At 70.2% G+C, this 17,433-nt stretch carries 25 protein-coding genes and 1 pseudogene; 13 read left to right on the forward strand and 13 right to left on the reverse strand.

Going from position 1 to position 17,433, the window contains the following annotated elements:
• The first annotated feature begins 414 nt into the window (after window positions 1-414).
• A complete protein-coding gene (locus tag BJ982_RS03995; RefSeq protein WP_184876656.1) occupies window positions 415-2,226 on the forward strand; it encodes a cellulose binding domain-containing protein in 1,812 nt (603 codons plus the stop codon).
• Between the two features lie 268 nt (window positions 2,227-2,494).
• Here BJ982_RS03995 and BJ982_RS04000 read toward each other — a convergent pair whose 3' ends face one another.
• Complete coding sequence (locus tag BJ982_RS04000; RefSeq protein ID WP_184876658.1) at window positions 2,495-2,632, reverse strand: hypothetical protein; 138 nt, start codon at window positions 2,630-2,632, stop codon at window positions 2,495-2,497.
• A 458-nt stretch (window positions 2,633-3,090) separates the two neighbouring features.
• Here BJ982_RS04000 and BJ982_RS04005 point away from each other — a divergent pair, with 458 nt between their 5' ends.
• The 5 genes and pseudogenes from BJ982_RS04005 to BJ982_RS40850 all read left to right on the forward strand — a co-directional run bounded on the left by BJ982_RS04005 (window position 3,091) and on the right by BJ982_RS40850 (window position 5,538).
• Window positions 3,091-3,474: a DUF6221 family protein gene (locus BJ982_RS04005; protein ID WP_184876660.1), complete on the forward strand. Its 384-nt coding sequence runs from the start codon at window positions 3,091-3,093 to the stop codon at window positions 3,472-3,474.
• Window positions 3,475-3,770: 296 nt separating this feature from the next.
• Window positions 3,771-4,547: a hypothetical protein gene (locus tag BJ982_RS04010; RefSeq protein WP_184876662.1), complete on the forward strand. Its 777-nt coding sequence runs from the start codon at window positions 3,771-3,773 to the stop codon at window positions 4,545-4,547.
• A gap of 23 nt (window positions 4,548-4,570) precedes the next feature.
• Complete coding sequence (locus BJ982_RS38915; RefSeq protein WP_260413661.1) at window positions 4,571-4,696, forward strand: hypothetical protein; 126 nt, start codon at window positions 4,571-4,573, stop codon at window positions 4,694-4,696.
• An 86-nt stretch (window positions 4,697-4,782) separates the two neighbouring features.
• Window positions 4,783-5,136, forward strand: coding sequence for a DoxX family protein (locus BJ982_RS04020; protein ID WP_184876664.1), 354 nt, complete (start codon window positions 4,783-4,785; stop codon window positions 5,134-5,136).
• 16 nt (window positions 5,137-5,152) lie between these two features.
• Window positions 5,153-5,538 (forward strand): annotated as a pseudogene (locus tag BJ982_RS40850) (RtcB family protein).
• 482 nt (window positions 5,539-6,020) lie between these two features.
• Here the strand turns inward: BJ982_RS40850 and BJ982_RS04030 are convergent.
• Complete coding sequence (locus BJ982_RS04030) at window positions 6,021-6,263, reverse strand: hypothetical protein (protein WP_184876668.1); 243 nt, start codon at window positions 6,261-6,263, stop codon at window positions 6,021-6,023.
• Between the two features lie 141 nt (window positions 6,264-6,404).
• On the opposite strand from BJ982_RS04030, the gene BJ982_RS04035 reads away from it, so the two are divergent.
• The 7 genes from BJ982_RS04035 (at window position 6,405) to BJ982_RS04065 (ending at window position 12,120) form a co-directional block, all read left to right on the forward strand.
• Window positions 6,405-7,226: a DUF6907 domain-containing protein gene (locus BJ982_RS04035; RefSeq protein ID WP_184876670.1), complete on the forward strand. Its 822-nt coding sequence runs from the start codon at window positions 6,405-6,407 to the stop codon at window positions 7,224-7,226.
• Between the two features lie 327 nt (window positions 7,227-7,553).
• Window positions 7,554-7,706, forward strand: a complete 153-nt coding sequence (locus tag BJ982_RS04040) for a hypothetical protein (RefSeq protein WP_184876672.1) — start codon at window positions 7,554-7,556, stop codon at window positions 7,704-7,706.
• Window positions 7,703-8,959 carry a hypothetical protein gene (locus BJ982_RS38925; protein WP_203959256.1) on the forward strand — a complete coding sequence of 419 codons (1,257 nt, stop codon included), beginning with the start codon at window positions 7,703-7,705 and terminating at the stop codon, window positions 8,957-8,959. The genes BJ982_RS04040 and BJ982_RS38925 overlap by 4 nt, the downstream gene beginning before the upstream one ends.
• 47 nt (window positions 8,960-9,006) lie before the next feature.
• Window positions 9,007-9,381, forward strand: a complete 375-nt coding sequence (locus BJ982_RS04050; RefSeq protein ID WP_184876673.1) for a DUF6292 family protein — start codon at window positions 9,007-9,009, stop codon at window positions 9,379-9,381.
• Window positions 9,382-9,473: 92 nt separating this feature from the next.
• Complete coding sequence (locus BJ982_RS04055; protein WP_184876675.1) at window positions 9,474-9,749, forward strand: hypothetical protein; 276 nt, start codon at window positions 9,474-9,476, stop codon at window positions 9,747-9,749.
• Complete coding sequence (locus tag BJ982_RS04060; protein WP_184876677.1) at window positions 9,746-10,123, forward strand: TraA-like protein; 378 nt, start codon at window positions 9,746-9,748, stop codon at window positions 10,121-10,123. Before BJ982_RS04055 ends, BJ982_RS04060 begins: the two co-directional genes overlap by 4 nt.
• The gene (locus BJ982_RS04065; protein ID WP_184876679.1) at window positions 10,123-12,120 is read left to right on the forward strand and encodes a hypothetical protein; all 1,998 of its coding nucleotides are present in this window, start codon (window positions 10,123-10,125) and stop codon (window positions 12,118-12,120) included. Before BJ982_RS04060 ends, BJ982_RS04065 begins: the two co-directional genes overlap by 1 nt.
• Before the next feature lie 357 nt (window positions 12,121-12,477).
• On the opposite strand, the gene BJ982_RS04070 is transcribed toward BJ982_RS04065, so the two are convergent.
• The 11 genes from BJ982_RS04070 to BJ982_RS04120 form a co-directional block, all read right to left on the reverse strand.
• Window positions 12,478-12,804 (reverse strand): hypothetical protein, encoded by a 327-nt coding sequence (locus tag BJ982_RS04070; RefSeq protein WP_184876680.1) that lies wholly within the window; start codon window positions 12,802-12,804, stop codon window positions 12,478-12,480.
• Window positions 12,801-12,983 carry a hypothetical protein gene (locus BJ982_RS04075; protein WP_184876682.1) on the reverse strand — a complete coding sequence of 61 codons (183 nt, stop codon included), beginning with the start codon at window positions 12,981-12,983 and terminating at the stop codon, window positions 12,801-12,803. The genes BJ982_RS04070 and BJ982_RS04075 overlap by 4 nt, the downstream gene beginning before the upstream one ends.
• Window positions 12,980-13,195 (reverse strand): hypothetical protein, encoded by a 216-nt coding sequence (locus BJ982_RS04080; RefSeq protein ID WP_184876684.1) that lies wholly within the window; start codon window positions 13,193-13,195, stop codon window positions 12,980-12,982. The genes BJ982_RS04075 and BJ982_RS04080 overlap by 4 nt, the downstream gene beginning before the upstream one ends.
• A gap of 174 nt (window positions 13,196-13,369) precedes the next feature.
• On the reverse strand, window positions 13,370-14,230 hold the full coding sequence (locus BJ982_RS04085; protein WP_184876686.1) for a helix-turn-helix domain-containing protein: 861 nt from the start codon (window positions 14,228-14,230) through the stop codon (window positions 13,370-13,372).
• Entirely contained in the window at window positions 14,190-14,735 is a 546-nt protein-coding gene (locus BJ982_RS04090) for a DUF6879 family protein (RefSeq protein WP_184876688.1), read from the reverse strand. The genes BJ982_RS04085 and BJ982_RS04090 overlap by 41 nt, the downstream gene beginning before the upstream one ends.
• A complete protein-coding gene (locus BJ982_RS04095) occupies window positions 14,728-14,925 on the reverse strand; it encodes a hypothetical protein (RefSeq protein ID WP_184876690.1) in 198 nt (65 codons plus the stop codon). Before BJ982_RS04095 ends, BJ982_RS04090 begins: the two co-directional genes overlap by 8 nt.
• A 221-nt stretch (window positions 14,926-15,146) precedes the next feature.
• A complete protein-coding gene (locus BJ982_RS04100) occupies window positions 15,147-15,509 on the reverse strand; it encodes a hypothetical protein (RefSeq protein ID WP_184876692.1) in 363 nt (120 codons plus the stop codon).
• Window positions 15,510-15,632: 123 nt separating this feature from the next.
• Complete coding sequence (locus tag BJ982_RS04105) at window positions 15,633-16,406, reverse strand: N-acetylmuramoyl-L-alanine amidase (RefSeq protein WP_184876694.1); 774 nt, start codon at window positions 16,404-16,406, stop codon at window positions 15,633-15,635.
• A complete protein-coding gene (locus tag BJ982_RS04110; RefSeq protein ID WP_184876696.1) occupies window positions 16,403-16,735 on the reverse strand; it encodes a putative phage holin in 333 nt (110 codons plus the stop codon). Before BJ982_RS04110 ends, BJ982_RS04105 begins: the two co-directional genes overlap by 4 nt.
• On the reverse strand, window positions 16,716-16,973 hold the full coding sequence (locus tag BJ982_RS04115) for a DUF7620 family protein (RefSeq protein ID WP_184876698.1): 258 nt from the start codon (window positions 16,971-16,973) through the stop codon (window positions 16,716-16,718). Before BJ982_RS04115 ends, BJ982_RS04110 begins: the two co-directional genes overlap by 20 nt.
• Complete coding sequence (locus BJ982_RS04120; protein ID WP_184876700.1) at window positions 16,957-17,319, reverse strand: hypothetical protein; 363 nt, start codon at window positions 17,317-17,319, stop codon at window positions 16,957-16,959. The genes BJ982_RS04115 and BJ982_RS04120 overlap by 17 nt, the downstream gene beginning before the upstream one ends.
• Window positions 17,320-17,433: the final 114 nt, after the last annotated feature.

The raw sequence follows: 17,433 nt of genomic DNA on the forward strand, positions 1-17,433 counted from the left end.
GGGTAATACGACCCGCCACCACCCCCGAGGAACCGACCGTGATCTTCACCCTCGACGACGCCTACCAACTCGGGGTGCCGTTAAGGAACGTGTCACCAACCACAAACGAGAGAGAAGGCACAGCTCAGCGGCCTGCATCGAGGAGTTTCGATGAGGCCGGGAGTCGAAGCCTCTATGAAGGCATACCTTCCTGACCTGCAGCGACGCTACGGTTGGCGGCTGGTGACACGTTTCTTAACGGCACCCCGTCTTCCACCGCAACGCCAACATCGCACCCAGCCGCTGACCGGCGAAGATGAGCATGACTCGGTGGACACGCGGGCGACGCCGGACGTTCAACAATTGCCTTGCTCGCCGGGTTTCAAGATCAGTTAGTGTCCGCAGAGGCAAGATCCCTCCGAAAGGAAAAACCTTTTGCCTCTCGCATGGAAGCGCAGACTGACCCTGGCCTGCGTCGCACTCACGCTGCCCCTGACGGCGACGGCGATTCCCGCCCAGGCGGAGACGGCGGGTCTGGCACCACTCCTCGAAGCCGGCCCGACGGCCGCCGGAGGCGACCGCTACATCGTGGTCGTCAAGAAGTCGGCGGCCCTGTCCGGGGAGTTACGCGCGTCGCTGGAGCGTGACGCGGTCGTCGAAGGCGGCCAGATCACCCGCCGCTACGCCAAGGCCATCGCCGGTTTCGCCGCCGTCCTGCCCGACGACGCCCTCGACGCGGTCCGCGCCAACCCGGCCGTGGCCTACGTCGAGCCCGACTCGGCGATCAGCGGCCAGACGGTCCAGCCCAACCCGCCGAGCTGGAGCATCGACCGCGTCGACCAGCACAACCTGCCGCTGGACAACAGCTTCACCTACACCACGACCGGTGCGGGCAGCACGGCGTTCATCGTGGACAGCGGCATCCGCACCACGCACACCGAGTTCGGCGGGCGGGCGTCCTTCGGCGCCAACTTCGTCGAGGACGGCAGGACCGACGACTGCCACGGCCACGGCACGCACGTGGCGGGCACGGTCGGCGGCGCCACCTACGGCATGGCCAAGGCGGTCAACCTGGTGGCCGTGCGCGTGCTCAACTGCAGCAACAGCGGCCTGACCAGCGACCTGGTGGCGGCCATGGACTGGGTCGCGCTCAACCACCCGGCGCGCTCGGTGGCCAACTTCAGCCTCCAGGGCTACGGCACGGCCACCAACGACGCCGCCGAGGGTCTGATCGACTCTGGCGTCCAGACGGTGTTCATCGCCAACAACTTCAACACCGACGCCTGCACCAACGCGCCGCGCTCGCCGCGCGGAATCGTGGTCGGGGCGACGGACATCACCGACCAGAAGGCGACGTTCTCCTCCTACGGCACCTGCGTGGACGTGTTCGCGCCCGGCGTCTCCGTCACCTCCTCGGTCAACACCGACGACAACGCCTCGGGCTCCTGGTCCGGCACGTCCATGGCCGCCCCGCACGTGACCGGCTGGGTCGCCCGCTACCTCCAGGACAACCCGACGGCGACGATGGCCGACACCAAGGCCGCGCTCATCAGCAGTTCCACCAAGAACGTGCTGACCAACATCGGCGACGGCTCGCCCAACCGGCTGCTGTACGCCGCGCCCGGCACCGCCCCGGAGGACACGGTCCCGCCGAACACGCCGGGGACCCCGGTGGCGAGCAACCTGACCTCCCGCGCGGTCACGCTCACCTGGACCGCCTCCACCGACAACGTCGGTGTCATCGGCTACGACCTGTTCACCGGCTCGGGCCAGCCCGTCGGCACCTACCCTAGCGCCAGCGCGGCGCTCACCGGGCTCAGCCCGAACACCACCTACACCTACTACGTGCGGGCCCGTGACGACGCGGGCAACGTCTCGGACCCGTCCGGCACGGTCAGCCTGACCACCCCGGCCGATCCGGGCGTCGGCGCCTGCAAGGTGACCTACAGCCTGGCCTCGGAGTGGTCAAACGGCTTCAACGCCGACATCACCTACACCAACACCAGCCTGAACACGGTCACCGGCTGGACCATCGCCTGGTCCTTCTCGGCCGGCCAGCACGTGAACAGCGGCTGGAACGCCGTCTGGAGCCAGAACGGCGCCAACGTGACGGCCAGCAACCTGATCTGGAACAAGACCGTGGCTCCCGGCGAGTCCGTCTCGGTCGGGATCAGCGGCAGTCACACCGGCACCAACCCGGCGCCGACCGCCTTCACCGTGAACGGCTCGGCCTGCACGGTGGGCTGACGGCACGGCAGTGAATGAGGGAGGCGGCGGGCCATGGTGCACGCCGCCTCCTACCGTGTGCGGGGTCAGGGCGATGACCTGCCGGGCCGTGGTGTCCGTGGTCGGGGCAGTGACCTGCGGGGCCGTGGTGTGCGGGGTCAGGGCAGCGGCCTGCCCAGCCTCAGCCGCACCCGGCCGCCACGCCGCAGGCTCTCGCGCGTCCAGGATCAGGCAGGGGTAGAGGTGCGAGTAGGGGACCTCGATGGCGTGTGCGCTCACATGATCACCACTACCCGGCGCACCGGGCCCGCGGTGCGACCACGCCGACGCGCTCGAGGTCGAGCCTCTCGGCCAGCTCGTCGCCGCGCTGTGCCCATCCTGCGGCGAGCAACTGCCAGCCGAGTGGCTCACCTGCCCGCATGCTCAAGCCGAGGTCCTGGAGTGGGACAAGGGAGAGAACCTGGGGCCGGGACAAGAACTCCTCGTGACGATGTACCCGGGCCACAAGCTCTGCCGAGCGTGCGGGGTCACGTGGTGGGGAGCCGGTCGAAGTCATGTGGATGGGCTGGCTGTGACGGGGCCCGTCGCCGGCGGCATCCCGCTGGGTTGGCTGCGTACCGGGCCTCGCGGGCTCTCTGCGGCCGGCTGATGGGAACGGTGAAGTCCGCCGCACCTGGCAGGTGGGCGAACGCACAGCACCAGAAGGCGGCCTACAACGGCCTGACGGCCGCCCGCTATCGCAGGGAAACCCGTCGCAAGCTCTAGCCACAGTCGCCGTAGCCGTAGCCGTAGCCGAGAAGGCTGTGCGGGACGGGAAATACGCTGCACGTACGGCGGAAGTGCCCCTGCCCCAGCGCGGGCGCGCCTATCTCGTGAGGAGGAGAGATGGATGATCTGGTGGCGTTTCTCCGTGCCCGCCTTGACGAGGACGAGCAGATGGCGCGCGCGGCCGGTGGGGCGTGGCAATACGTCGCCCTCCCCGATGTCATCAGCCCTGCCGGGCATTCGCTTCAGCTTGACGACGACCGGGCGCTCGTGGACGTCGGATTCATGGAGGACGACGCCCTACGTCCGGCCGAAGCTCAGCACATCGCCCACCACGACCCAGCCCGGGTGCTCCGCGAAGTCGAGGCCAAGCGGCGACTGATCGAGGCACACGTCGACCACTACGGGCTCGTCTTTGACCACTTCTGGCCCGTGCCAGTTCTGAGCCTGCTCGCTCTGCCGTATGCCGACCACGCCGACTACCGCGAGGAATGGCGGCCATGACGGAACCCAGCAATCGCGTCGTCTGGACGCGGCTACCCAACACCAAAACGTGATGGAACAGGTCTACTGTGGGCCACTTCGCACCACGGCACCACAGGACCACCCTGTACGACGATGCAGCCTGATACCTCAGAAACCGCATCGAGCAAGCAAAACGCGACGGCACGATCCCACCCGACACCATCGCCACCTACAACGCGGCGATCGACGGCCACTGGCGCGACGCAGGCCTCGCCGAGTGCGCCCGCGGCAACCAGTGCACCGACCCCCGCATTCTGCCCGCCGCCGACGGCACCATGCGCCGGGCGCCCGCGCTCACCCCACGAGCCTTCTTCAGCGGTGACGAAGCCATCATCGCTCAGGTCCTGGCGCTACTCCCCGCGCGCTGGCACGACGTCTACGGCGAGCTCGGTACCAAGGGCCAGGCCGACGGTCCCAAGGTCGCCAGCTCCAAGACGGCGCCCCTGCCCGTCTCGGAGCACGCCGACGAGTTGCTCGGCGACATCGTCGCCATCCTCACCTCCTGGGAGGAGCGCGTCGCCGCCGTGGCGCGGCTGCACATCGACACCGACGCCTGGCGCCGGCGCCGGGCGCACGTCGCCGCCGCCACTCTCACCAGGCACCTCGCTGTGCTCCTGGCGCTGCCGGCCGAGCCGACGATGCGGGCCGTGTCGCTCACCACCGCGGCGACCCTCCCGCGCGGCGCCCGCGGCCTTGTGCACGAGGCGGCCGGGTACGCAGAGGTCTTCCTCGACCTGTCCGGCGCCGACGCCGGCCTCGAGGTTCTGTCGCTGCTCCGCCGCTGCCGCCGCCTGCTCGGCGAGACCCCGCCCACCGCGCGCCGTCTCGACGGCGTCGCCTGCGGCGGATGCGACTTCGCCGAGCTGCGCGAGCTTCTGGACGATGACGGCGCGTTCGTCGGCGCCCGCTGCTACGAGTGCGGCACCGAGTACACCACCACGACGTACGCCGAGCTCGTCGACGAGCGCAAGCGCGCCGCTATCCAGGCCGGATACCGCCGCCGGACCGTCCCGCGCGCCGCCGATGGCGACCAGGTCGCCCGTCGGGTCTGACCCGCAAGTTCGCCGCCACCGACATGAACCATCACACCGGCCAGCTGACGGTCACCAAAGGCACCGACCCGATCGTCGAACTCGCGATGATCGACGCCGACGGGCCGACTGGAATCTTCATCGATCGCCTCGGACCCATCGGCTGGTGATGTCACCTCACCTTTTCGGCGGCTGCGTCGTCGGACCAGTAGCACCGAGTCACAAGACCTGATGCCATGACCACCATGGAGGACTCATGTTCGCCGCCTACGCGACGATCACCATCTTCGCCTCGCTGCTGTTCGGCAGCGCGGCAGTCATCTACCTGATCGGACACGAATTCCCGAAGGCCCAACTGGACATGAAGAGCCTGCCGCGCTCATGGGGACCCGTCCTGGGCGCGATGCTGGCGCTGGGCGCGTTGGGATTGCTGGGCGGATTCGCCATCCCTCTGCTGGGGACTCTGGCCGCCTACAGCCTCGTGCTGTACTTCACCGGCGCGCTCCTCGCGCACCTGCGAGTAGGGTCACGCAAGCTTGGAAACTGGGCCTTCTTCTTCGCCACCGCGGTGGCCGCACTGGGCGCGAGCCTGCTCTACCACTGGTGGTGATCCCTGGCGAGGGGGAGTGAGATTCTCCCGCCACCACCGGGCTCCCGGCGGGTGGCCCCCACCGCACGTAGGAGGCACACCTCATGCCGAAGCAGGTAGCGCCCAAGCTGCTGTTCTGGGCACTCGCTCGTACATTGTCCGCAGCCGCGAGAACCCCGCCTCGTACAACTCCTGCTCGCACGGCGCGGGCCGGCGCATGGCCCGCGGGCAGGCCGCCGGGACCTGTCGGCCGAGTCGCTCACCGCGGCCATGGAGGGGCGGACCTGGAACGCCGACCGCGCCGGCGCCCTGGTCGACGAGCACCCCGAGGCATACAAGGACATCGACGAGGTCACGGCCGACCAGCGCGACCTCGTGGCAGTGCAGCACACGCTGCGCCAGGTGTTCAACTACAAGGGCTGATGTCGCCGCCGTACCGTCCCGCGTGCTACCGACGACGCCCCGGACTCCCATGGCGCCTGATCCCGTTGCCTGCCGTATCGTGGGGGGCGTTCATCAACGGCGTACGCGCGGGGAGCGCGTGACGTGAACTAGGGATCTTGCACCCTGTCGCCTGTCAACCGTCCCTGTCACAAGAAGACCCCCCGGAATACGGTTCCGGGGGGTCCTCGCTCTTCAGAGCGCTGAGCCGCCTAAGGGAATCGAACCCTTGACCTACGCATTACGAGTTCCGAGTAGGCCCGTTTCTCGATGTCTCCCGGAGTCTCGCTATCGCCTCTGACCAGTGCTTTCTCTCCTCGAAAGACACCCAGAGATGCCGAGAGACTGAGACGAAAACTGAGACGGAACCCCGGGGCCCTACTACTCGACCTCGATCACAGAGAGTGAACCACGTCGGCCGCACTCCCCCGGCCGCACAGATTCCGCCGTTCCCCCTCACTGGATCACTTCTTCCGCTTCGGCCCACGCGCGGCCGGCTCGACTCCTCGTTCGCGCACAACCCGGCGGACGTAGGCGGCGGAGAATCCGCAGTTCTGGGCGATCTCCTCGGGGCTGTAGCCGGCCATGGCTGCGGCGGCCCAGACGTCGAACATGGACTCTCGCGCGGCCTCGATCTGGGCCTCGCTCTCAGCCTTCTTCGCCTCATATTGGCGACTGGCTCGCGCGACGGACTGAAGATCACTCATGCCGAAAGCATATCGCAACTGCTGTTGCGAATCACTCCCCCAGATAGTTACGCTACTGCTGTAGCGAATCAGCAAGACGGCCCCCGCCTGACGATTCCGCCGCCGGACGAGGGCCTTGCACAGGAAGTGAGCTCCTGCACCATGACCACCGTACCGACCCCCGCCGAAGAGGCCACCACGCCGACCCCCCTCGACCTCAGCGCGCTCAAGCAGAGCCTCACCGCCGGGCAGCGCAACGGCCGCTCCTGCTACCGCTGCGGCTCCACCGAGCGCCCCCTCGTACCCGCCGGAAAGCTCCTCGACGTGGACGTGGTGGAGTGCGACGTCCACCGCTGGGAGCGCGACAACCAGGCCAGCCCGCCCCTGTGGCTGACCGGGCCCTGCCCGGCGTGGTGCGAGGAGAAGCACCGCGGCAGCGACCACCCCGACGACCGCAAGCACCACGGCGGCACGCTGTCCGTGCCGCTCCTCACCATCGCCTTCGAGAACTTCGGGACGCGGGACGAGCCGCGTCTCGCGCCGGTCGAGCTCCTGGCCGACCTCATGCAGCACCACCGTGAGGCCGAGCCGCGGGTCGTGCTCGGCGACACCAGCGACACGTTCTCGCGGTACCTGTCCCTCGGCGAGGCGCAGCGGTTCGCCTTCGACCTCGTGGAGCTGGTGGCCGCCGGCCGCACCGGCACCGACGTGCAGACGCTTCCGGCGCCCGGGGGGGCCGCCGGATGTCAGCCGTGGTGCGCCAAGGAGCACGACCCCGGGTGCCCGGAGCTGTGCCTGGCCGAGAACGAGCCCGTGCCGGTCAGCGGGTCGCCCGCCGACGCGTTCGTGGGGCTGTCCCACCACCCCGACGACGGGACGGTCATCGACGTCGACAGCGCGCTGCACCTGACCGTGGACGAGGCCGAGGTGCTCGTCCTGGCGCTGCTGCGGCAGATCCGCCGGGCCCACCTGAAGGCCGCCTAGCAAGACGGCCCCGGGCCGGTGCTCGAACACCTGCCCGGGGCCTGAACCCAATCCCTGCACGAACAGGAAGAGGATCTATGGGCAACATATCGCCCCCGCAGTGCGCCGTCCCCTGCCGCGCCGCCGTCCACGACCGGCCCGGCGCCGCCCGCGCGCCCCGCCTCGCCCTCCGGCTGACCGGGGGTGGCCGGTGAAGCGCGCCGAGCAGTGGCCCAGCGCCCTCGACGACCAGCCCGGGACGCCGCTGCGGTCGTGCGCCTGCGGCGCCTTGCAGGTGAGCCCTGGGCACGTCTGCCCGCGCACCGCCCCGGAAGCGAAGGACAAGCGATGACCGGCGAGAAGATCGAGGCGTTCCTGGACACGCTGACCGCCCGGCAGCTGCGGCTGGCCGCGGTGTGGCTGCTCGGCTATGACCGGGAGGCGTTCGCCCGCGCGACCGGCCTGGCCGTCGAGGACGTGCCGGATGTGGTGGCCCGATGAACCTCCGCTGGCCCTTCCAGGACTTCCTCACGACCGTCCCCACGCAGGTGTGGCAGACCCTCCTTGCCGTCGCCACAGTGACCGCCACGGTGCTCGTCCTGAGGCAGCTGCTGCGCGGCGTCAAGCTGCTCGCCGGGCGGGTCGCCGCGGCCGGCCGCCCCGGCGAGGACATCCTCACGATCGCGGTCGCCTGCATCGCCACCGGCGTGTCCGCCCAGGGCATGTGGCGCTTCACCGGGGACGTGCTCGGCTTCGACGGGCCGCTGCGCCTGCTGCTGTTCGCGTTCATCGAGCTGGCCGTCCTCGCCAGCGCCGTGCGCGCCCGCCGCAACATGCGGGAGAACCATTCGGCCGGCATCGACGGCATCGCGGTGTGGGTGCTGGCCGCGCTCACCGCCGTCTTCTCGGCCCTGGACGCCCGCAGCGCGGCGGAGGCCATCTTCCGGCTCGCCGCCCCTCTGGTGGCCGCGTGGCTGTGGGAGCGTGGCATGGCCATCGAGCGGCACCGCATCAGCGGGCGTTCGCGCATCAAGTGGCGTTTCACCCGGGAGCGCGCGATGGTCCGCCTCGGCCTGGCCGAGTTGAGCGACCGCACCGTGACCGAGGTGGACGCGCACCGCAGGCTGACCCGCGTGGCCCTGGCCGCCAAGCGCGCCCGCGCGCTGCGGGAGGCGGGCGCTTCCCACCGCAAGATGCGCGCCGCGCTTCACCGGCTGGACCGCCGGCTCGACCAGGCCGTCGAGCACACCGGCCTCGCCCGCGACGAGGCCGCGCAGCGGGCGCTGCTGGACCAGGTGACCGCGCTCTACGGCGGCACGTCCCTGCTGGACCTGCCGGACGTGGCGCCGTGGACCCGCGTCGACCACCCGGCCGTCTCCCGGCCGGAGGTACAGGCCGAGCCTGTCGCTGAGCTGGTGGAGTACGTACCCGACCGGCCGGCGGTGCCGCCGAGCCGCGAAGTGTACGACTGGGCTCGCGAGCGCGACCTGTTCGACCCGCCACCCCCGGGCGACGCCCCGCCTCCCCCGCCGGACGGCGACGAGCGGCCCGTCGAGGAGGAGGCCGAGGACCGGACCGAGTACGTACCTGAGCGCGTACCCGAGGAGCTGCTGCAGAAGGCGACGAGCCGGTTCCTGCCCAACGTGGTGGCCGGCGACATCCCCGGCGTCCGGACGCTCAAGGACGAACTCAACATCGGCCAACCGAAGGCGCAGCTGGTCAGGGCGTACCTGTCCCGGCTGGCCGCGCTGTGACGCCGTACCCGGAGATCAGCTCTGGGTCCAACTCGAAAGGATCTTTCATGGAGCACGAACCATACATCCGGGCCGTCGCCGAGGCTCTGCGCGCCGCGGACGTCCCCGTAGCGAGCTGGCACGGCAACCCCGACGACCCGCGCAACGGCGCCATCATCCTGCACCTCGACGACACCAGCGAGACCGCGCTGGTCTGGGATGAGGAACGCGGCTGGGCGCACGGCACCGGCCGCGGGGACGGGAGGCTGAACCACCTGGAGTGGATCTGCGACGACGTCTTGCCCGAGCCCGCCGAGGTGGTCCACGCCGTGCGCCGCGAGGAGGGCCACGTGCGCGGCTACGACCTGCCCTGGTATCGGGACTCCGAGGACGGCGACGACTTCCACGAGCGGCTCGCCGCCTACCGTCCGGCCGGGTCGTAGCCGACAGCGCTCACGTCCACGTTTCTCCCGCCCCCGGGTCAGAGCTTGACCGGTCCTACCCGGGGGCGGGCTCCCCTATGAGAGGAGAGTCCATGCTCCAGCACCCGCCGCGGTCCGGCAAGCGCCGTGACTGGTACGCCATCGGATCGGCGATCCGGGCTCTGCTGCTGTTGGCGCTCACCGCGGTCGACGACTGGGTGAGTGCCGTCACCGGTATCCGCCCGATCCGCTGGCACGCCCGGCGAGCCGCCGACGTCGCCCGCCAAGCGTGGTGGCTCGCCCTGTACGGGCCGCCGGCCGAACCCGGGCCGGACGGGATCTACGACGCCGAGGTGGTCGACGACGAGAAGAAGGAGGGTGGGCGGTGAAGGCGGGCCGGGACCGGATTCCGGAGCTGTCGAGCATCCCATTCGGCGGGCCGAGCGCGATCACCGAGTATTCGCGGGCCGGGCGCGACCTGTGCCGCGACCTCAGCGAAGAACTCAACATCGGCGCCGACGAGCTGTACCAGGTCCTCATCCGCTCGTTTCGCGGGCATCCGGTGCTGGCGCTGCTGGGCGCCCCGGACGTGCGGATGCGGGCCAAGAGGGTGGTCAAGCGGCTGCGCCGCGCGGCCGAGCTGCAGAAGGGCGCCGGGACCGAGCTGGTGAAGTTCTACGCCCAGTTCCGCAAGGAGTTCGTCAGCGTCCTGCCGCAGGCCAAGCCCGAGCGGCGCCGCGTCGCGTTCGACTGGGACGACTGATGGCCGGCCACTCCAAGGACGTCGCCGTCGTCGAGGAGTCCTCGATGGCCAAGGTCGCCGCGCGGGAGGTGTCGCGCCTGGCGCGCATGGCCACCCCGTGGGTGGTCGGCGTGTTCGGCTACGGCCTGGCCGCGGCGCTGCACTTCGTGCTGTACGACCCCGGCACGATCGCGGCGTGGTCGAGCATCGCGACGATCTGCGTGGTCGTGCTGACCGGGGTCACCTACGGCCAGTCCCACGCCCGCGGCCCGTGGGGCAAGACCCACACCACCGCCACCACGTTCCTGGTCGGCATGTGGACCGTGGCGACCATCATCGCCGGTCCCGGGCACCCGGCGATCTGGCGCATCGGCGTGCTCGGCGGGTTCACCACGGCGCTGACGTGGAACATCCGCACCGTCATCCGCGCCAAGGGATGGGACGAACAGGGCGCCATCACCGACCCGCTGTCGTTCTTGTTCGACCGCAACAAGCGGCAGGCCGGCCTCGGCGGCGCGACCATCCACACCGTCGAGGAAGGCGAGTCAAAGATCGCCGCCCGGCTGCAACTACCGCCCGGCGAGAAGACCGCCGAGGACGCCCAGAAACGGGCCGCGAACATGGAATCGGGGATGCAGCTCCCGCCTGGGACGGTCACGGTCACGGTGAACCGGGATGACGCCTCGGTCGCCGACGTGGTGCTCTCAGACCCGCGGGTCATGGAAAACCCGATCTACTGGCCGGGCCCGTCGCTGCCGGGCGGCACCGCGGCCGACCCGGTGCGAAACGGCGTCTGGCAGGACCTGGAGCCGGTTTCCTACGTCATCACCGGCCACCACCTGCAGATCATGGGCATGACCGGGTCCGGCAAGAGCTTCGGCGGGTGCTGGTCGCTGCTGGGCGAGCTCATCACCCGCGACGGCAGCGAGCACGCCGAACAGACCGGCGAAAGCGCTGATGCGGTCGTGGTGTTCGCCATCGACATCACCAAGGGCGAGCAGACCCTCGGCCCGCTCCGTCCCGCGCTGCACCGGCTGGAGACCACCGAGGAGGGCGCCAAGAGGCTCATCAACGACCTGGAGGCCATCCTGAAGAAGCGCACAGACGACCTGTCGGCGCGCGGCTATCTGAAGTGGGCGCCCGGGTGCGGCCTGTCCTACATCGTGCTGTGGATCGAAGAGGCCGCGGACGTGTTCGAGGTCATCGACATGGACAAGTTCAACCGGCTGATGAAGGCGCTGCGGTCGGGCGGCGGCGGCGTGGTCTACAGCCTCCAGCGGGCCGACTCCAGCCAGCTCCCCACGCTGACCAAGGGCCAGGCCGGGAACATGTGCTTCGGCGTGGCCAACTCCCATGACGCGGGCTGGGGCCTGTCGGAGGCCCAGCAGGACGCCGGCGCCTCCCCGGAGCTGTGGGAGAACCGCCAGCCCGGCATGGCCTACCTGGGCGCCCCGACGATCCCGCGGGCGCGGATCGCGATGCCGCTGCGCGCGTACGACTGGGGCCGCACCGACGCCGAGCGCAACCGCACCATGCGCCAGCACGCCGAAGCCTGGCCCGCCTCGGCCCGCGTCCCCGACCCCATCACCGCGACGATCTGCGCGCCCTCGACGGGCCCCGCCGGCGGCCCCGACGGCGCCGAGGCGGAGGAGGACGTGTCCGGCGTGGTGGAGGAGTACCTCGAAAGCGACGACCCCGACCCGGAGGTGCAGGGCGACATCGACGACGAGATCCCCGACCTGCCCGAGGGCGACCCGCCGTGGACGTTCGCCGGGCCCGCCCGGCGAATGAGCGCCGAAGAACGCGGCCAGGCGCTCCTGGGCCGTCTCCAGGAGTTGTGGGACGGCGGCGCGCGGGACTTCTCCACCGGGGACTTCAAGCCGCTGTGGGAGAGCACCGACATGTCGCGGTCGTGGGTACAGAAGACCCTCAAGAAGCTGGTGGCCGCAGGCGTGCTAGCCGGGTACGACGAGGACCGGCAGCGGTACCTGATGCCCGACCGTCCCAAGGTCGACTGACCGCCTGTGGCACCGTGGCACCCGCAGGCGGGGGTCTGGGGGAGGGATTACAGGTGAAAGGGGTGCCACCATCCGTGGCACCCCTGCGTGGCACCCTCCGTGGCAGGGAGGCGGCGGCCCTCCGTGGCACCGCGGCAGGAAGATCAACTTCTGGTGGATCGCGCGATCCACGCGCGCAGCCGTACGCGCGGGCGGGTTGCGAACAGCCCGCCGAATATTCCTTGATCTATTCCACCGGTAGGACGACCGCGTGGAAGCGCGGCGGCGCACCCCGACACCCGGCGAGGGAGAGGTGTACGCCGCCGCACGCCAGACCCGCCCGGCCGCCCCTCCCACGGCGAGGCCGGGCGGGAGCCTCTACCGGGCCCGGCCCAGCAGCAGCTGTTGCCACAGCGCCGCGGCGTCCCGGTGCCGCAGATGATCGGTCTCGACGATCTCCGGCTGCTGATCTGCCACGTTGCGCTTCTTCACCCGGCGGATCCATGCCCGGCCGGCCCCAACGACGAGGACGTACACGGTCAGCCGGCACTGGCATGTCCAGCGCTGCTCTCGCGGCCGGTCGACATGCGGGGCCGCCTTGTACCAGGTGATGCGCTGCCCCGGCTCGCCCGGCAGTTCCTCCACGTGCGGGCCGTGGCCTGCGTGCCCCTGGGAGGCGCCGAGCATACCCTCGATGTGGCTCACGACCACGCCCGCTTCAGAGCCTCGCTGATCCGGATTACCAGGGCGTCGAGGCGGATCGCCTCCCAATTCTCTCCGCACGCCTCGCGCCTGCTGGCGATGTGGGTCGCGCGCAGCAGGCCGTCCTCATCCTGCCGCAGGTCTTCGAACTCGGCGAGCCCGTGCTCGGCCGCGGCGTTCACTGCTCACCGGCCAGGGCCGCACGGGACTCCTGCTCGGCGATCACCCGGGCAAGGCCCACCACGTCGTCGGCGTCGACCATGGGCTCGACGCCGAACTTCCACTTCGAGGCCGGGAACGGCGGTACTCGTTTCGCCCACAGGCGCCCGGTGTCGCTGCGGAAGACGCGCCATGTGGGCGCGGTGTCTCCGGGGGCGGTCGTAGGGTGTGGCATGGATCGGACCTCCATCCGATCAAGGCCCTGTCGTAGCGCTTACCTCGCTGCGGCGGGGCCGCCTCATCCGTCGAGTTGGACCGTAAAACCGCGACGGCGCCACGGTGAAGCATGATGCGCCAAGGTGCGTGGCGGGTTGGTGCCGGATCGCACTGGAGCATCTCCGCGCATCTTCTAAGGCTCGGGGTCGGGGAGCTCGGCCAGAACGCGGGTGATGACGGCGCGGGCCTCGGCGCCGTACCGGGCGGCGTCGGCGAGCCGCGCGAAGGTATCCAGGTAGGCGCGGACGTCGGTCTCCTCGGTGAGCGTGAGCGCGGCCGTCACCGTCTCGACGGAGACATGCCGGTCATCGAAGATCCAAAAACCGTGGATCGGTGCCGCGGGATACGGGACGTCGAACGGGATCACGCCGACGCGGATGGTGCGCATGGTGGAGGCGACGGCGAGCCGTTCGAGCTGGGCCGTCATGACCTCGACGGGGCACAGCCGGAATCTGAGGACCGACTCGGCGAGCACGAAGTGAAACCGCTTGCCCGTCGCGTACAGGACCTGTTGCCGCTGCATGCGCGCTGCGACAGCCTCGTCGAGGTCGTCGGGGGCCGCGTGCGCTGAGATCCCTTCGGCCAGGCGGAAGCGCGCGTACTCGGGGGTCTGCAGGAGGCCCGGCACGAAGCACGTCTCGAAGTTGCGCACGATGAGGCTCTCGGCTTCGAACTCGGCGAAGGTCCGCTGGCGAGCGGATGCGCCCGAGCGGAACATGCGCCGGTACTGGACGTATCGGCCTTCCAGGGAGCGCAGGGCCGCGATGAGCTCGGGGGCGCGTTCGGGCGCGCCGCAGGCGGCCGCCCATGCCTCCAGGTCGGCATCCGACGGGGTCTGCTTGCCGCCCTCGATCTTGCTGATCTTTGTCGGGTGCCAGCCGTGGGACTCCGCGAGCTGGCGGCCGGTCAGGCGGGCGTCCCGGCGCAACTCGCGGAGCCGCGACCCTAGTTCTTCACGGGCCTTCTGGAAGCTCGACACGGCCTCGGTACTCATTCCAGGGCACGGCGTAGTGCCGTGCCACGTCCCGGTAGTAACAGTGCTTGACCACCGTGGTGGGGTCGGTGGTGTAGTCGGCGCCGAGCAGGACATCGTCGTCGCCGAACCGCAAAATCAGAAGCGATGCGGAGTCGATCAGCCAGAAGTCGTGATCGGGCAGGTCGAGGCCAGCCGCCTGCCCGCGCGGCAGGTACCGGATGTCCTCGCCGGCCTGAACGTTCTGCGCGGCCACGGCGAGCCCGAACCGGGTGTAGTCGCTGTGCGGCTCGCTCACCACGCGCACCCGCTCCATGCGCTGGCCATGCGCCGTCCGGGCGCCGATCTGCGTAACCCAGCCGGCGAGCATGTCGTGGTCCACGTGGCCGGTCCGGAGGAACTCGCCGACCGCGCCGGCCTCAGACGGCTCGTTGTACCGGTCGCGCGTCTCCAGCCGGAAGGCGGTGTGCTGGAACGACAGGACCAGGTTGGTGAACTCCGGGCGGACGACGAACCGGCTACTCACCGCGGGCGAAGCCGAGCAGGTTCGCCGGGATCTCGACGACGAGCTCGTCGTCGCGGAGGTCCACCACGCCGGCGAGCGCCTCGGGGTCATGGATCTTCTTTCCTTGGACGACGTACGTTCCGCGGTCGGTGGCGTACAGCGCAGGGCAGCCGTCGGCGCCGCTGGAGGTACCGAGCAGAGTGAGCCTCATTGTGTGCCTCTCGTCTGGGAATCGTCCAGCATGATGCTCCGACGTGCCTGAGGTGGCGTCAAGGTGCTCAACAGGGGCAGGCCACAAAGAAGTAACGCTCCCGCCCACCCTCCGAAGAGGGCGAGCGGGGGCATTCACATGCGGGGAGACAGGCCTAAACGGCCTGGTCAGGACATGTGTGATCAAGACGAATATTATTTCCCTTGATCACACATGGATGGTCAGGCGGCGAGGCCGTAGGCACTCTTCGGTCTGCTGGTCTGCCGGATGAACACCGACACCGCCAGGCCGATGAATGTCATCAGCGTGGCGGTCTTCTCCGGGGTGACTTCCCATCCGAACGTGACCGCGAGGGAGACACCGGCCTGGACAAGGCCGAGAATCGCGGCCTTGATGGATCCGCCGTTGTCGGTGGCCTTGGTGGTGAACGCGACCCAGATGCCGGCGGCAGCGAGCACGACGGCGTTGATGCCTGCGACCTGGGCGTCGGCCAAGGGCAACCAGAACGCGGCGATGAGCTGGACAGCGGAAGCGACGAGGCCGGCCCAAAGTGCGGGCTCGCCGGTGAGTTCGTTGTTGGGCATGGTTCCTCCGTGGAGGACGGGGCCGCCGCTCGGCGGCCGGGACTCGGGGGGCTCCACCGCCTCGGCGGCGTGGAGCGCGCGGCGCAGCGCAGGGAGCTGCGCGCCGGAGATGAGCGGATCCACTCAGGCCAGGCGGAGCAGCTTGGCCCAGGTCTTCGGGCCGACGACCGCGTCCGGGGCGAGGTGCTCGGCGACCTGGAAGTTCCTCACCTCGGCCTTCAGCTCCTCGTCGTAGACCTTGGACAGCAGGTCCGCGGGTGGGTAGCCGCGGGCGCCCAGCAGCGCGCGCACGGTCTTGACGTCCCAGCTCTCGACGCCGGGGCGCAGGGTGGGCAGGTCCTTCATGAGTTCCTCCGTCCACGACGCGGCCGCGGCGGCCGGCATCTGGTCAGCGCCCTGTACGAGCGCCATGAACTGCGTCCAGGGGAAGCCGTACCCGGGGTCGGAGTGGTCGGTCTGGCCGAACGCCCTGGAGACGTCGACGTGTCCGCAGATGCCATGCCGCCCGGCGCGCAGGTCGGCGACCGTCAGGCGGCGAAGCGGGACATCCCAGCGCGCGGCCACCCGGCGCACTAGATCCGCGGCGAGGCGGAGCATCTCCTGGTGGTCGGCGTCCTCCCAGCGCGACGCCGGCCCCCTCTGCGGGTCGCACAGCTCGATGCCGATCGAGCCGGTGTTCGGCGGCGCGTGGTAGGCGACGACGTCCTCCTTGAGGCAGCACACGATCTCGCCGGGGTCGACGACGTAGTGCGCGCTGCCGCCCGCTCCGCGGCTCTGGAAGTAGCGGGCCACCGAGGTCGCGCCGCCGCGCACGCATGGGGAGACCGTGGCGTGGATGACGATCCGCGACACCGAGGTCTGGGTACCACCGTGCTTGCCGGCCTGGACGTATTTCACTGGGCGTCCTCCTTGCCTCGGCGCCGCTCGGCGCGTTTGCCCTTGGCCAGCAGGCGCAGCCTGTCGCCGAGGATCCAGGCGATCGCGGCGAAGGTGAGCGTTCTGGCCCACTCCCGGGGGCCTGCGGGGGTGGGTGTCCACGCGGTCCCGCCGGCGACCAGCAGGACCGTCCACAGGGTCATCGCCGCGGCGACCACGCCCATGAAGGTGAACAGGTGGCGGCCTTCGTCGCTGGTCCACCAGCGGAAGAACAGTCCGTAGAACACTGCGCAGGTGAGCGCCTCGGTCGTGGCCAGGACGACCAGGACGCTACCCAGCTGATGGATCACCAGGGGTTCCTCTCAAGGCGTTGGCGAAAATCTCGGCGAACCCGTTGCGTTCGCGGACCCGGCGCAGCGAGGAGGCGATCTGCTCGACCTCCGGCCGCCGGGCCCGGGCCAGCTCCAGCTGCCGCTCGGCCTGGCGGCGCGCGGCGCGCGCGGCCGCCAGGCGCTGAGACTCGTCGGCGGTGATCTGCGGGTCGGGCGCGGGGTCCGGCGCGGGCCGGCGTCTACGGGGCCACCACATCGCGGGCCTCTCCGGGGGGTACGGGGGCGATGGACCGCAGGATCGCGACCGTGGTGCGGCTGGACTCCATCAGCTCGCCGATCTGCACGTCCTGCTCATGCCGCGCCTTCTCGGAGGCCAGCCACGCCGCCTTGTACTCGGCGGCCTCGGCGGCCTTCTGCTCGGCGTACTCCTTGGCGGCCTTGACGCGCTGCTCGGCGGAGTCGGTGAGCGCATCGACCGTGGACCTCGGGACCAGTCGGCCGACGTAGACCAGTCGGAAGCCGTACACGACGGTTCCGACCAGCGCGGCGAAGACGCTGCCGAGCACACCTGCCTGTGCCGCCGTGATCGACAGCAGTTCCACTCGGGCCTCCGGTCTCGGGATGGGTGGGGTGCCGCCCGTGCCCGAGCCGTCACGGGCGGCACGTCAGGGGTAGGGGAAGGAGTGCCGCCCGCCGCAGGTGAGGCCACGGGCGGC

It is taken from the genome of Sphaerisporangium siamense (genome assembly GCF_014205275.1).
In the GTDB taxonomy this organism is placed as follows: Bacteria; Actinomycetota; Actinomycetes; order Streptosporangiales; family Streptosporangiaceae; genus Sphaerisporangium; species Sphaerisporangium siamense.